This is a genomic window from Sphingomonas sp. CCH9-E2 (genome assembly GCF_001557215.1).
GTDB lineage: Bacteria > Pseudomonadota > Alphaproteobacteria > Sphingomonadales > Sphingomonadaceae > Sphingomonas.
In genome coordinates this window covers 1-14,122 of record NZ_LSJM01000065.1, presented here as the reverse complement: position 1 = coordinate 14,122, position 14,122 = coordinate 1, and the positions used below count along the sequence as shown (strand labels likewise).

Annotated in this window: 11 protein-coding genes; 8 read left to right on the top strand and 3 right to left on the bottom strand. The window is 66.5% G+C overall.

Translation table 11 applies throughout. The features are described from left to right. Both AX681_RS23540 and AX681_RS23535 read left to right on the top strand, forming a co-directional pair. Positions 1 to 432 (top strand): hypothetical protein (locus AX681_RS23540; RefSeq protein WP_197424226.1); only part of this gene is annotated, 432 nt, incomplete at its 5' end. Between the two features lie 109 nt (positions 433 to 541). Beyond that, on the top strand, positions 542 to 2,710 hold the full coding sequence (locus AX681_RS23535; RefSeq protein WP_066681829.1) for a TonB-dependent receptor domain-containing protein: 2,169 nt from the start codon (positions 542 to 544) through the stop codon (positions 2,708 to 2,710). A gap of 353 nt (positions 2,711 to 3,063) precedes the next feature. On the opposite strand, the gene AX681_RS23530 is transcribed toward AX681_RS23535, so the two are convergent. From AX681_RS23530 to AX681_RS23520, 3 genes are all read right to left on the bottom strand, one after another. Beyond that, on the bottom strand, positions 3,064 to 4,077 hold the full coding sequence (locus AX681_RS23530) for a glycosyltransferase family 4 protein (RefSeq protein ID WP_066660532.1): 1,014 nt from the start codon (positions 4,075 to 4,077) through the stop codon (positions 3,064 to 3,066). Next, positions 4,077 to 5,666: an alpha-amylase family glycosyl hydrolase gene (locus AX681_RS23525; RefSeq protein ID WP_066660535.1), complete on the bottom strand. Its 1,590-nt coding sequence runs from the start codon at positions 5,664 to 5,666 to the stop codon at positions 4,077 to 4,079. Before AX681_RS23525 ends, AX681_RS23530 begins: the two co-directional genes overlap by 1 nt. A 535-nt stretch (positions 5,667 to 6,201) precedes the next feature. After that, positions 6,202 to 7,068: a LysR substrate-binding domain-containing protein gene (locus AX681_RS23520; protein ID WP_231733748.1), complete on the bottom strand. Its 867-nt coding sequence runs from the start codon at positions 7,066 to 7,068 to the stop codon at positions 6,202 to 6,204. Positions 7,069 to 7,155: 87 nt separating this feature from the next. Here AX681_RS23520 and AX681_RS23515 point away from each other — a divergent pair, with 87 nt between their 5' ends. The 6 genes from AX681_RS23515 to AX681_RS23490 all read left to right on the top strand — a co-directional run. Next, positions 7,156 to 8,517: a proton-conducting transporter transmembrane domain-containing protein gene (locus tag AX681_RS23515; protein ID WP_066660540.1), complete on the top strand. Its 1,362-nt coding sequence runs from the start codon at positions 7,156 to 7,158 to the stop codon at positions 8,515 to 8,517. Positions 8,518 to 8,531: 14 nt separating this feature from the next. Continuing rightward, on the top strand, positions 8,532 to 11,009 hold the full coding sequence (locus AX681_RS23510; protein WP_066681826.1) for a putative inorganic carbon transporter subunit DabA: 2,478 nt from the start codon (positions 8,532 to 8,534) through the stop codon (positions 11,007 to 11,009). A gap of 3 nt (positions 11,010 to 11,012) precedes the next feature. Continuing rightward, complete coding sequence (locus tag AX681_RS23505; protein ID WP_066659725.1) at positions 11,013 to 11,351, top strand: P-II family nitrogen regulator; 339 nt, start codon at positions 11,013 to 11,015, stop codon at positions 11,349 to 11,351. 143 nt (positions 11,352 to 11,494) lie between these two features. Continuing rightward, positions 11,495 to 11,773 (top strand): PqqD family peptide modification chaperone, encoded by a 279-nt coding sequence (locus AX681_RS23500; protein ID WP_156442715.1) that lies wholly within the window; start codon positions 11,495 to 11,497, stop codon positions 11,771 to 11,773. A 17-nt stretch (positions 11,774 to 11,790) separates the two neighbouring features. Continuing rightward, a complete protein-coding gene (locus AX681_RS23495) occupies positions 11,791 to 12,924 on the top strand; it encodes an alginate O-acetyltransferase AlgX-related protein (protein WP_156442714.1) in 1,134 nt (377 codons plus the stop codon). Positions 12,925 to 12,939: 15 nt separating this feature from the next. Continuing rightward, positions 12,940 to 14,122: asparagine synthase-related protein (locus AX681_RS23490; RefSeq protein ID WP_231734858.1), on the top strand; the 1,183-nt coding region annotated here is incomplete at its 3' end.

The following is a 14,122-nucleotide window of genomic DNA, read 5'->3' as shown; positions in this document are numbered from 1 at the left end:
GCGCTGACCCGCCACGACTGGCGCACGCCCGCCTGGATCTGGCTGGTCCCGTTCGTTGCGGCGCTGATCATCTATCTGATCGGCAGCGCCGCGGTGTTGGGTCTTCGCTATCCGGTGCGTTGGATCGCCGGGCTGGGCGTCGGGGCGGGCCTGCTCCTGTCGGCTGCCAATAATCTTGGACCCCCGGGCGGGTTCGAGCGCGGGATCGCGCAAGTGTGGGAGTGGAGCGTCAACGGGCCGATCGGGATCGACTTTCTGCTGAGCGGCGGCGAGGACAGCCTGTCCTATTGGCGCCCCGGGACCGGCAAGCGCTATGTCCAGATCTGGACGGCGCTGCCCGCGATCGGTGGCTGGGCGGTCGCCGCTGCCGCCTGGTTCTCCGTCGCGCTCGCGCTGTTCGGCCTGGCGATCCGCCGCCACTGGGAGCGCTAGGCCCCCACGACTTCTGCTTTTCACGAAAGGCTCATGCCCCGCTCATGCCGCTCACCCGGCGTGCGCGATAGCCCTTCGCGCATCCTGTTCACCTGAAAGGTCGTATCCCATGTTCGTGTCTCGTCTTGTCGCCAGCTTCCTCGCCACTGCGTCCGTCGTTCCGTTTGCAGCAGCGGCACAGACCCCGCCATCGGCGACGCAGCAGCAAGAACCCAAGCCTGCGCCCGCCAAGCCCGAGGAGGTGACGATCACCGGCGGTCGCGAGGCGGTGACGGTGTCGACCGACCGGATGAGCTTCGATGTCGGCAAGGACCTGCAGGTCCAGACCGGGACCGTTGCCGACGCGCTGCGCAATGTCCCCGGGGTCGAGGTCGATGTGGAAGGGCGCGTCAGCCTGCGCGGCGATCAGGGCGTCACGATCCTGATCGACGGCCGCCCCTCGGCAATGATGCGCGGTGAATCGCGCGGCAATGTGCTGCTGACCATGCCTGCTGGGCAGATCGAGCGGGTTGAGGTCATCAGCACCCCCTCAGCCGCGTTCAGCCCGGAGGGGTCGGCGGGGGTCATCAACCTCGTGACTCGGCGCACACGAAGCAACACCCGATCGGTGACCGTCCGAGCCAATATCGGTGGCGAAGGGCGCGGCGGCGTCAGCGCGAGCGTCGCGAACTCCAGCGGGCCGCTCACGCTGACCGGCGAACTCAACTATCGGCGCTTCACGACCGAGAGCGGCCTCGTCCAGGACCGGGTGCGGATCGATGGCAGCAACACGCTGACCAGTCGGCAGGAGAGCCTTCAGGACAACATGATGTCGGCGCGGAGCGCGCGTTTCGGCGTGGACTATGACGTCGACAAGAAGAACAGGCTGAGCGCCGAGTTCAACTGGCGCAACAACCGCGTCGAAAGCGATCGCGACGACAGCGTCGTCGGCGCGGCCGCCGGCGGCGGCTATGATCGCGAATCGGACATGAGCATGCGGATGCGCGCGATCGGCGGCCGTGCATCGTGGCGCAAGACCATCGCAACCGGCCATGAGCTTTCAGCAGATGTCGAACTGGAGCAGTTCCGCATGCGCCGCGAGATCGAAGGGGTCACGACCCCGGCTGGCGGCAGTTCGGCGTACGAGCGCATCCGCAATGCGGGCGACCGGTCGGACCTCAACATCAAGCTCGATTACAAACGCCCGATGGGCGAAGGGCGCTCGCTCAATATCGGCTATCAGGGCGAGGTCAGCGAGACCGATTTCGACTTTGCGGGCGCGCGCGGCGGGAGCTTCGACACGCTGACGCCGGTCGCCGGGCTGACCAATCGCTTCGATCTGCGCCAGCGCGTCCATGCGCTGTTCGCGACCTTTCAGATCGACACCGGCGAGCTGGAACTCCAGCCGGGGCTGCGGCTCGAGCAGGTCGACCTGGACCTCAATCAGATTACCGACGGGGTGCGCGCCGAGAACGACTATTTCCGCGCCTATCCGACGTTGCATCTCGGCTACGAACTGTCGGCAAGCCAGAAGCTGCGCGCGAGCTACAGTCGCCGGGTCCAGCGCCCTTCGGGTCAGGATCTGAACCCCTACACCCTCTATATCGACCCGCTGAACCTGCGCCGTGGCAACCCGGATCTGCTGCCCGAAGTGACCGATTCGTTCGAGCTGGGCTGGCATCTGCGCAAGGGCGGAGCATTTTATTCGGTCACCGCCTTCTACCGCACTTCGCGCGGCGGCGTGACCGATATCGTCACCGATCTGGGAGGCGTGTTCCTGACGACGCGCGCCAATCTGGCCACCGGCGAGCGCGCGGGCGTCGAACTCATCGCCAATGGCAAGCTGTCCAAGACGCTCAGCTACAACGCGTCCGCCACATTTATGTGGAACGAGATCGACGCGCGGATCGGCGGTTTGGCGGCACCACGATCGGGTACCAGCGGTACGTTGCGCGCGAACCTGACCTGGCAGCCGACCCAGAAGGATTATGTGCAAGTCAGCGGCTTCTTGTCGGGCGACCAGCTGTTGGCGCAGGGCTATCGCCGGTCGGACGGCGTTCTCAACCTTGGCTATCGTCGCAAACTAAACGACCGGTTCAGTCTGATGCTGACGGCCCAGAATGTGCTCGATTCAGCCAAGCAACTGACGTTCATCGAGACACCGACATTGCGCGACCGGTTCGAACAGCGCGGCGCAGGCCGGATTTTACTGTTCGGTGTGACCTACACGCTCGGCCAGAGCAACCGCCGCCGCAATGAGCCGGGCTTCGATTTCGATCAGGGAAGTGTGCCGCAGTGAAGCGAACCGGCGCGCCACCGTTTATCTCTTACGCCTCCATGTCCGCTTTCTGTGCGTCGCTGCATATCGATGAATCGCGGATTGAGGGCGCATTCCCGACTGGCCGGTTCCGCCAACACGGCTCGGCAGCTCCTCGGCCGGTAGCTGACAGGCAGCTGTCAACGCTCGATCGAGGGAAGGGGACATTAGCCCAGTTCAGACGTGAACTGCTTCGCTGGCCGTCGGGGATTTGGTGGTCGTGATCGTTCGGACGGCGTCCTACAAGAATATGTTATGCGGTTCATTGCACCCGTTGCAAAATTCCTCATCGAGGCACTGACAGCACTGCGTCGGTGGATCGCGGTCGACGGTGATCATGACAGTCCCAATATGCGCCGGTACAGCCGGATATACTCATCAGCCATACGCTCGACGGAGAAACGCCCCCGGACGCGTTCGCGCACCGTCGCGCGATCAAGATCGCCAACGCGGGCGATCGCGGCGACCGCATCGTCGACCGAATCGACGATGAAGCCAGTCACGCCGTCCTCAATCAATTCGGGCATGGATCCGCGGCACATCGCGATCACCGGCGTGCCACACGCCATCGCCTCGATCACCGAAAGCCCGAAGGGTTCGTCGAAGTTGATCAGGTGCAGCAGCGCGCGCGCATTGCCAAGCGCCGCCACGCGCCGCGCCCCGCCGACTGCGCCGTGATAGTGGACCGCCGCGCCATCGACCTGCGGCATCACCATGTCGCGGTGATAGCCTTCATCCTGGACGATGCCGTACATGTGCAGCGGGATGCCGCACGCGCGCGCCGCGGCGATCGCCTCGACCGCGCCCTTGTCCGGATGGATTCGCCCGAAGAACAGCAGGTCTGCGCCGCCCCCCGGATTCAGCGGAAACGCGTCCATCGGAATGCCGTGATGGATCGTCGCGGCATAGCGCAGGTCGGGGTGGCGGTCGGCGTCGCTGATCGCGACATAATGCACACGATCTTGATAGGGCGCGTACATCGGCAGGATGCGATCCGACGAGAACCCGTGAATCGTGGTGACGATCGGCGTGCGAGTCAGGTTGGCAAAGGCATGCGCCGGGAAATCCGCCTGATTGTGGATGATGTCGAACGCGTCGGCGCGCTCGAAGACATGCGCTAAGTGCCGGAATTCCCACACCTTCGCGTCGATCGACGGATCTTCGTTGTACGACGCCGGCACCACGCCATCGAGAGTCGCAGCGGTGACGCTGTCGCGCGTGGCGAACAGGGTGACGTCGATTCCGCGCGCCACCAGCGCCTCGGTCAACAGGCTGGTGACCAGCTCCCACGGCCCGTAGTGGCGCGGCGGCGTGCGCCAGGCGATCGGGGCCAGCATCGCGATGCGCATCAATTGTCGTCCTGCAATTCGAAGATCGCGCCTTCATCGGGCCGAAGCGTGCCGTCCATCGCGCGCGGTCCGAGCGTCGACAGCAGGCACCGCATCGGGCGTCGGTCGCTCGGTCGGGGCAACGGCACCGGTACGCCGCCAAGGTTGAGTGCGATCAACAGGCGTTCGCTCCCGCGCACACGCTCATAGGCCAGCAGGTCCCCGCCCGTATCGAGCAGCGCGATTTCCCCGACCGAAAGCGCCGCATGGGCCCGGCGTAGCGCCAGCAGGTCGCGATAGAGGCTGAGCATCGACCCGGGTTGGCGCTGCTGCGCCGCGACGTTGCGCGTTCGCCAGTCGGCGTTGAGCGGCAGCCATGGTTCGCCGGTGCTGAAGCCCGCATTGGGGCTGTCGTCCCACGGGAAGGGCGTGCGCGATCGGTCCCGTCCGATGTCGAGCTGCGGCTGGCGCAGATGTTGCGGATCTCGGACCCGATCGACGGGGATATCGACCCGCCCGATGCCGAGCTCGTCGCCCTGATACAGCGTCGGCGTGCCGCGCAGCGTGAGCAGCAGCATTGCCGCGACGCGCGCCTGTGCTTCGCCGATCCGCCCGGCGATGCGCGGCGCGTCGTGGCTGCCGATCACCCAATTGGGCCAGCCATGCGGGGGCAGAGACGCCTCATAGTCCGCAATCAGCGTGCGCAGCTGCCCCGCTTCCCAGCCCGTTTCGATCAGCTGGAAGTTGAAAGGCAGCTGCACCTGCGGCCGCTCCGATGTGCCGTACCAGCGCGCATGCCGGGCATTGGGCAGGAAGATTTCGCCGATCAGCAGCCGCTCGCCATAGTCATCGGCGATCTCGCGCATTTCCGCCGAGATGGCATGCGCCTCGGGCTGGTCGGTCGAGTGGCGCTGTAGGACGCGGTCGCGCTCGGTTCGGTCGGGTGTCCAGTCTGGGTTTGGTGGATTGTCGGGCAGGTCCGCCGCCTTCACAATGTGCCACAGCACGTCGATGCGGAACCCGTCGACCCCACGGTCCAGCCAGAAGCGCATCACATCGAACATCGCCCGTTTGAGCTCGGGGTTGCGCCAGTTGAGGTCCGGCTGCTCCTTCAGGAAGGCGTGCAAATAATATTGGCCGGTCGCCGCGTCCCACTCCCATGCCGATCCGCCGAAGTCGCTGATCCAGTTGTTGGGCGGCGAACCGTCGGGTTTCGCATCACGCCAGATATACCAGTCGCGTTTGGGATTATTGCGCGACGCGCGGCTTTCGACAAACCAGGGATGCTGGTCGGAACTGTGGTTCGGCACGAAGTCGAGGATGAGGCGCAACCCCCTGTCATGAACCGCCGTCAACAGCCGATCGAACGCCGCAAGGTCGCCGAACATCGGCTCGATCGCGCAATAATCCGCCACGTCATAGCCGAAATCCTTCATCGGCGAGGGAAAGACCGGCGACAGCCAGATCGCATCGATGCCGAGCGCGACAACATAGTCGAGCCGGTGCTCGATCCCCGCGAGATCGCCGATCCCGTCCCCGTCGCTGTCCTGGAAGGAGCGCGGGTAGATCTGGTAGATGACCGCGCTCTGCCACCACGGACTTTTAACCATCGCCCCTCCCCCCACGAAGTCCTTGTGCGCATGTGCTATAGCGACGAACAAGCCGCCAGGTTCCTCGATTGCCGCGCGCCGCCGCCGGTTGTCGGCGGCGGCCCATCTCGACGTCAACGTTGGTGTGCTTGATTGGCGATGCCGGTGCAGATGCCGACGCCTCGTCACCGATAGGCTTGCCCCACCGATTGTCTTCTGATCTCATCGGTACCGGACGGCAGTGAATGCGGTTGGGCGCTGGCACGCGCTTGGCGAAATTCCCTGGGGGGCCTATCCGGGAGTGCTCGATGGCTGCTTGCGGGACAAGACCACGGCTGGCCGGTTGACTGATATGGGGCGCAAAGCTGCCATTAGCTGTGTCGCGCCACATCCCATCTCACGTGTGAGGTAAAATGTGGGGAAGCGGTAACTGCGGATTCAAAATATCCCGTTGAAACAGATAATTAGGTTTGCCTCTTAGATTCCTCCCGCTCCGCCAGTTGCCAGCGCGCTGCATGCTGCAGTCCCGAAAAGACCCCGCGACCTGAGCACCGCTTCAGCGTTCCAGTGCCGAGGCGATGTGCTGGGCGAAGCGGTGGGCGGTGAGCGTTGCGCCGGGTGCTTCGATCAGCGCGATTTCGGTGTCGTCGAGTGGCGGTAATCCGCTGTCGCGACCGAGCGGCGTCAGGGTGGGCGGGCACATTTCGCGCGGTAGCACCGCGATGCCCAGGCCCGCGCGCACCGCCGCCTGCGTCCCGGTCAGGCTGGTCGAGGTATAGGCGCAGCGCCACGCCCTCCGCGCCCGATCGAGCGCGGTCACCGCGCGCTTGCGATAGACACAGGGCTGGGGAGAAACGATCAACGGCAAGGGGCCATCCTCCGGGATCGATCCCGCGTCGCGTGCCACCCACACCAGCGGCTCGCGCCACACGCGGATGCCGTCGATCGCGACGCCGGGGTCGCGCTTCAGCAGCACCAGGTCGAACGCACCCGCGCTGAAACCGCGCTGAAGGTTGAGCGTCAGGTCGCAGGTTACTTCGAGTTCCACGCGCGGATGCGCTTGCGTGAAGGCCGCGAGCACATCGGGCAGGTGCGCGGTGGCAAAGTCTTCCGGAACACCCAGCCGCACCAGCCCTGCGACATCCGGCTCGGTCAGTTCGGCCATCGCGGCGTCGTTGAGCCGCAGCATGTGGCGGGCATGCGCAAGCAGTCGTTCCCCCTCCACGGTCAGTGCCACGCGCCGCGCGCCGCGCACGAACACGGGGCGGCCCAGCTGATCCTCCAGCCGCCTGATCTGCAGGCTGACGGCCGACTGGGTCCGCCCGACGAGTGGCGCGGCGCGGGTAAAGCTGCCGGTATCGGCCACCGCGACAAAACTGCGCAGCAAATCAAGGTCAAGCGAACGGTTTGGCATGCGTGTCATTTGAAAAGCTCATGGATAATATGTCAATTACTCGTTTTACTCATTGATCGCCATTCGCCAGAGGGCCCCCGCAAAGGAGCCCGCCGAATGAACGCTACACTTTCCGTCGTCCCGCTAGCGCTGCTCGCCGCGATGCTGTGCGCGTGCATGCCGCAGGTTCGGGCGATCGCCATGGCTGCGCGTCTCGCCTGGGCCTTGTTTGGGGCCGCCGTCGCGCTGACCCTGGCCGCTGCCACGGGCTGGACACAGGCGGACCCACTCGCGCTGATCGCCATGCTGCTAACCGGATTTGTCGGCGCAATCGTGCTGTCCTTCGCACGCCGCTACCTGCGCGCCGATGCCGATCCCAAGCGGTTTGCAGTTGCCGCATTGTTGCTGGTGGCTGCCGTGATGCTGTTCGTGGTCGCGGATGCATTGTGGCTGATCGCGTTGGGCTGGATCGCGTCCGGCTGGCTGATGGCGGCGCTGGTGGGGCATGTCGCGACCTGGACGGAGGCGCGGGCGGCACGGCGGCGGATGATCGCGACGTTCATCGTCGGCGATGTCGCACTGGTGGGAGCCTTTGCCATCCTTGCCGCCGAGACCGGCAGCCTTTCGACCAGCGCGCTCGGTACGATCACAGACACGCCGGCGACGCTCGCGGCGCTGCTGCTGGTGCTGGCCGCTGCGGTGCGCTGCGCCCTGTTTCCCTTCCATCGCTGGCTGGCGCGGTCGATGACGGCACCGACCCCGGCGTCGGCGCTGATGCATGCCGGCTTCGTCAATGCCGGCGGCCTGTTGCTGATCCGCTTCGCCCCGGTGCTGGAGGCAGCGCCGGCGGCGCGTGCACTGGTGATCGGCATGGGCATCGTCGCCGCGCTGATCGGCAGCGCGATGATGCTGGTGCGCCCCGATGTGAAGCGCGCGCTGGCCGGATCGACCAGCGCGCAAATGGGGTTCATGCTGATGACCTGCGGCCTGGGCGCCTATGCCGCCGCGCTGTGGCACATCGTCGCACACGGGTTGTTCAAGGCGTGGTTGTTCCTGCGCTCGGGATCGGCGATCGGGATTTCAGAACAGGCGGTGCCGATGCGGCTCGCCCCGGCCGCTGTGGCCGCGATCGGTGCGCTGGCAATCGCTGCCACGTCGGTGCTGGGCCAGCTGGCCGGTGCGATGCCTAGCGCGGTGCCGCTGATCCTGGCTGCGGCGATGGCGCTGGCCACGCTGATCCATCTTCGCCGCCATGCAGTTCTGTCGCTGATCGCAGCCGTGCTTGCGGCGACCTACGCCGCCGGGCTGCAGCTGTTCGCGCAGGTTCTGGCTGACCCGGACGGGCCCGCGCTGGGCGGACCGCTGCTGCCGGTCGCGATCGTTGCGGTCTTCATGACCGCCTGGCTGGTCCAGACGCTGATCCTCGACCGGCGCATGCCGATCCCCGCCGCGCTCTATGCGCGCCTCCTCAACGCCTGATCGAAAGGCCGACCATGAACGTCATGACCCGTACCCATGCGGACCTCGCCCCGCGCCGGATCGATCAGGCGCGGCTGCGCGTCGCGATCGATCTCGCCAGCCTGAGCGTTGCGCCGCTCTGGCCGCTCGACGGCGCGATCGCGGTCAACCCGCTGACGGGGTTCGAGGACCTTCCCTTTGACGAAGCGATCCGCGTCGCATCGACCCGGTTCGGTGCGCGGACCGGCCTGCCGCTGGCGCTGTGGCGGCGGCTGAGCGCGACGGGTCGGCCCGGGCGGGCGGCGGTCCGCGATGGCGCGATTGCGGCGCTCGGCGGCATCAACGAGGCCTTTCGTCTGCTCGGCCCGAATGTGTCGCGGCTCGACTGCCTGATGGCGCGACTGTTCGATCTCCCCGAGGCTGAGGAGGTGCTCGCATCGGCGGATCCGGGGGCGGTCGCGGTCGCCGATCTGTGCGCGACGTGCTTCGATCCCGGCCCGGCGGGTCTCGTGCTGCCACGGCGCGACGGGGGCTTGTTTGCCGCAACGCGCGACGTGCTGGCCCACATGCCGGGGTTTGCACCGTCGCGCATGCCCCATGACCTGCCCGACAAGCCGCTCGCCGCGATTGCCGCGATGCTCGACCGGCGCGGCGTCGGCGATGCGGCGCTGGACGAATATCTCGGCTGCACCGTCGCCCGCTTGCCCGGCTGGGCGGGCCATATCCGCTGGCGCATCGACCATGCCGACCCGGACCGCGTCGCCGATGCGCCGGCGACCATGGCCGACCTGATCGCGCTGCTGATGCTCGCCGACCATCTTGTCGATCCGCCGCGAATGGTGGAGCGGGCGGCCGACCCGGCCGGCACGCGCGTGGCGCTGGCGCAGCATTTCGGCCTGCCCGACCCGGCGCTGGGCGGAGTTGCCGAACAGGTCGTGGCCATGAGCGTCACCGATCTGGCGCTGATCTTTCAGCAGGCGGCGGAGGCGGAGTATCGCGATACGCTGGTCCGCGACCTGCGCCGCACGGGGCCCCAGCCGGTGCGCCGTCCGGCGGAGGCGACGCTGGTCTTCTGTATCGATGTCCGCTCCGAACCGATGCGTCGGGCGATCGAGGCCGTCGGGCCGTGGGACACGGCGGGCTATGCCGGCTTTTTCGGGCTGCCGATCGCGATCCATGCCGACGGGATGCATCGCCAGCGCCAGCTGCCGGTACTGGTCGGTCCGCAGCATGACCTGGTCATGCGCCCCGCCCCGGGGGAAGAGGCAGCGGCGGAGCGCGCCGTGCAGGCACAGCGGCGCGCGCGCTGGGGCAGCGCGATGTTCGGTTGGCTCAAGGGCGGTAGCGCCACTGCCTATGCCACCGCCGAAGTGACCGGCCCGCTCGCCGGGTTCGCCATGCTCGCACAAACCCTGTTCCCCGGCGCGATGCGACGCTGGCAGGAGGCATGGCGCGGCAGCGATACGCCATTCGCCCCCGCGATCGATGCGCATGGCGGCTGCGGCGGCCTCACGCTGAACGAACGGATCGGTTATGCCCGCGCGCTGTTCGCGCTGACCGGACTGGACCCGCAAACGCCGGTGATCGTGCTGGTCGGGCATCGAGGTGAGGCGGTCAACAATCCCTTTGCCGCGTCGCTCGACTGCGGGGCGTGTGCCGGGCATGGCGGCGCGCCCAATGCGCGCGCGCTGGCGGCGATCCTCAACGATCCCAGAGTGCGCGCGGCGCTCGAAATGCCGCCCGATGGCGTCGCGCTCGCCGGTGAGCATAATACGACAACGGATGAGGTGACGCTGTTCGGCACCGCCAATGTGCCGGCGCAGCATCGCGATCGGGTCGCGCGGCTGATGCGCGACCTGGAGCAGGCAGGGGCCAATGCGCGGGCGGCACGTGCGCGCAAGCTCGACCGGACGGCGGACGATCTGGTGCGCGGTGCCGCGCATTGGGGCGAGGTGCGGCCCGAATGGGGTCTGACCGGCAACGCCGCCTTCATCGTTGCGCCGCGCGATCGCACGCGTGCAGTCGATCTCGACGGGCGGGCCTTTCTGCACGATTACGACTGGCGCTGCGATCCTACGGGTGAGGCGCTCGCGACGATCCTGACCGCGCCGATGGTCGTCGCGCAATGGATCAACTGCCAGTATCTGTTCTCAACCATCGATAACGACCGTTACGGTGCCGGGGACAAGGCGATCCACAACCCGGTCGCGCGGATCGGGGTGATGCGCGGCAATGGTGGCGACCTCGCCATCGGCCTGCCGCGCCAGTCGCTGTTCCATGACGACGGCCTGCCCGCGCATATCCCGCAGCGGCTGCTGACCATCGTCGAAGCGCCGCTCGACCGGATCGACGCGGTGATCGCCGGGCATCCGGTGCTGCAGCGGCTGTTCGGCAATGGCTGGGTCCAGCTGGTCGCGATCGATCCCGCAACGTCCGAACCGCGCCGCTGGCGCCCGAACACCGAACTGACTGGCCGGGACGCCTGGCTGTCCCGCCCCGAAACTGGAGAATGATCAATGACCGAACCCGATGCATTGCCCCTGCACCCGATGCGCAAGATCGAAGTGATCGTCCATGCCGCCGACCATGGCCTGGTCGAGCGCAATCTGCGCGCGGCGGGGATCGCCGGATGGTCGATGATCCGCGACGTGGCCGGGATGGGCCATGGCGGCTTTCATCAGGGGCGGACGATCTTCAATGACGAAACCGGGCTGGTCATGTTCGTCGCGGTCGGCGACCGTCAGCGGATTCAGGACGCCGCCGCCGCGATGCGTACGCTGTTCGCCGAGCGTCCGGGCGTGCTGTTCCTGTCGGATGTGGAGGTTATTCGATCGGACTATGTCGCCGGGGCCTAGCCGGGCGCAGACGGGCTGGTCGATCCAGCGAGCCTGCATCCCCAAGCAATCCACTGCGCCAGCGCGCAGCCACGCGCTGGCGCTATTGATTTTGGCGCTAGCAGCGCCGTAAAAATGCGGCTTGCTGCCTTGGAGGCCACGACGTGACCGTTACGCTCGACACGATCATTCGTCGGCACCCCGATCAGATCTCCTCGGAAATGGATGGGCAGACGGTGCTGATGACGATCAGCACCGGCCTGTATTTCGGTCTCAATGCGGTGGGGAGCGACATCTGGCGCCAGCTCGACGCGCCAAAGTCGGTGGGCGATCTCGTCACCGATGTGGTAGCGCGTTATGATGTTGACGAAGCCAGCTGTCGGGCCGACATCCTGGCGCTCGTCGAGCAACTCGTCGAGCATCAGCTAGTGCAAGTCGGTTGAGCTGTCGGTAGCGGCGCGTGGAGGAGGCGGCAGACGTTAGCGACCATGCCGCCCGGGCGGTGCGCGGACTGCACCGCGCGCGATCCTTGTTGATGGTCGTCGGTGCCACCTACGCGGCGTTGCTGATGAGCGAGACGTTCCTGTGGGCGACCAGCTTTCCGCGCCTGCGCCCGGAGTTCCAGCGCAACCTCTACAAGCCCGATCAGACGCTCGGCATCGTGCTCAACCCCGGCTATTCCGCGCGCTTCGATGATGGCTATGCGCAGTGGACCGTGAAAGTGAACGCGCTTGGTCAGCGCGACGACCCGCCCCGGCAGAGCCAGCGCACACGCGTGCTGCTGGTCGGCGATTCGTTCGCATATGGGGAACTCGTCGATCAGCGCGACCGCATCGACCGGCAGGTTGAGCATCGGCGGCGTGACCTCGACGTCTATAATCTGGGGGTCAGCGGTTATAACTTCCCCGATCTGCTGATGGCGCTTCACCGCAGTCCGGTGACGGCATGCCATGTCGTCTATCTCTTTTACCCCAACGATCTCGATCCACCATTGTCACAAACGGTGGTGGACGGGTTTCGCGTCTTCAGACGCACCTTGCCCAACGGACAACCGGAACCGTTGAGCACCGTCCGCCGCACCATCGCCAGGCAGGTTGAAGAAGCGCGCAAGGCCGATGCGCGACATGCGCGCTGGTGGGTTCCGCCGTTGCGCACGCTGTCATTGCCTCGCCTGCGTCAATTGGTCGCGGCGACCGCCCGGACGATCGGGCTGGCGGAGCCTCGCAACGCTGCAAATGGGCTATATGGCGAGAATGCCCCACCGGCGGCGGTGCAGCGCGCAGTCGCGTTCACCGATCGCATGGCGCGCCATGCAAAGGGCAAGGGGATGACCTTTCAGCAGTTCATCATACCAACGCTGGACGAGGTGCGGCGCCGTGCCCATGGTCCGGCCACCAATGCCTATATCGCGGAACTGAAGCGGGCCGGTATCGCGCCGGTCGATCTGCTGCCCGCGCTCCGCCGGGACCATTACTGGGCGCATGATGGGCATTTCAATGCGGCGGGCGCGGCGGTAGCAGCGGATGCCATTGCGGCTGCGGTAACGCAGATGCCGGCTGGCCCGCCATGCGGGCTGCACCGCGCGCCTTCCTGATCGAGGATCGACACCATGTCCGGTTTCGCCGCTCTTGTGATGCGCCATCGCGATGACCAGGCGTCTGAACAGGGCGTCGCGATGCTCGACATCCTGCATGCGCGCGGTCCCAACTGGCGCCAGAGCGTCACGCTCGACCGCGTCACCTTGTGCCAGACCGGCGACCATCGCGCGCATGCCGATCTGACCAGCGGTCATGGTCCGCGCGCGGCGATCCGCTGCATCGGCGATATCCGGATCGATGATCGGGTTGCCTTTCTTAATGGGCTGGCAATGGCCGGGCGCGTGATCGATCCGCAGCTTCCTGACACCACGCTCATCGCGCATGCCTATGACCTGTGGCAGGAGCGGTTGCTCGATTATCTGATCGGGGATTTCAGCTTCGTAGTCTGGGACGAAGCGCGACAGCAGCTGTTCGCGGCGCGCGATCCGTTCGGCGTGGCACAGCTGTTCGTGGCGGAATCCGCGAACGGCACTGTGCTGACCAACACGCTGGACGCCGCGCTGCAGCTCGACGGATTGGATCAAAGCCTCGACGACACGGCGCTCCAGGACTGTGCATTGTTCGGCTATTTCCTCGATCCGGCCATGACGCCGTACCGGTCGATCCGACGCATCGCGCCCGGTCACGCTGTGCTGCTGCGCGATGGCATGCGTCACGATCGGCGCTATTGGCTGCCCGCCGCCCTGCCGCCAGTGTCCAGCGAGCGCGATCATCTTGCGCTGGCCGACGGGTTCCGTACGCTATTCGACGCGGCGGTTGCCGACCGGGTGCGCGATATCGATGCTGCCGGGATCCAGCTGAGCGGCGGAATGGATTCGACCAGCATTGCCGCGACCATCACCACGCTGGCCGCACGGGATAAGCCGCAGTTCGCGCTCCGTGCCTATACCATGCACAATGAAACGCTTTACGACGATCAGGAGTTCGTGCTGGCACGGCTGGTCGCGGATCACCTCGGTATCGCGATCGAGGGGCTGGGGCCGGAGGTTGGGGCGCAGTTTGCTAACGGGGGGGCACCCGCCGTGCCGTCGGAACCAGGCCCTGCGGACGCCCCGGGCTGGCACGATGTCAACAAGCGGACCGTAGCATTCGCGCCGCTGTTGTTCATGGGTTTCGGCGGCGACGCGCTGTTCGAGTGGGGAACGCCCTCCTTGCAAAGCGCCGGGCGCTGGTTCCGCCGCCGCGAGTGGCGGG

Coding starts and splice junctions, on each gene's coding strand:
- AX681_RS23530 (WP_066660532.1), bottom strand. CDS start 4,077: ATGCGCATCGCGATGCTGGCCCCGATCGCCTGGCGCACGCCGCCGCGC.
- AX681_RS23525 (WP_066660535.1), bottom strand. CDS start 5,666: ATGGTTAAAAGTCCGTGGTGGCAGAGCGCGGTCATCTACCAGATCTAC.
- AX681_RS23520 (WP_231733748.1), bottom strand. CDS start 7,068: ATGACACGCATGCCAAACCGTTCGCTTGACCTTGATTTGCTGCGCAGT.
- AX681_RS23505 (WP_066659725.1), top strand. CDS start 11,013: ATGACCGAACCCGATGCATTGCCCCTGCACCCGATGCGCAAGATCGAA.
- AX681_RS23535 (WP_066681829.1), top strand. CDS start 542: ATGTTCGTGTCTCGTCTTGTCGCCAGCTTCCTCGCCACTGCGTCCGTC.
- AX681_RS23515 (WP_066660540.1), top strand. CDS start 7,156: ATGAACGCTACACTTTCCGTCGTCCCGCTAGCGCTGCTCGCCGCGATG.
- AX681_RS23510 (WP_066681826.1), top strand. CDS start 8,532: ATGAACGTCATGACCCGTACCCATGCGGACCTCGCCCCGCGCCGGATC.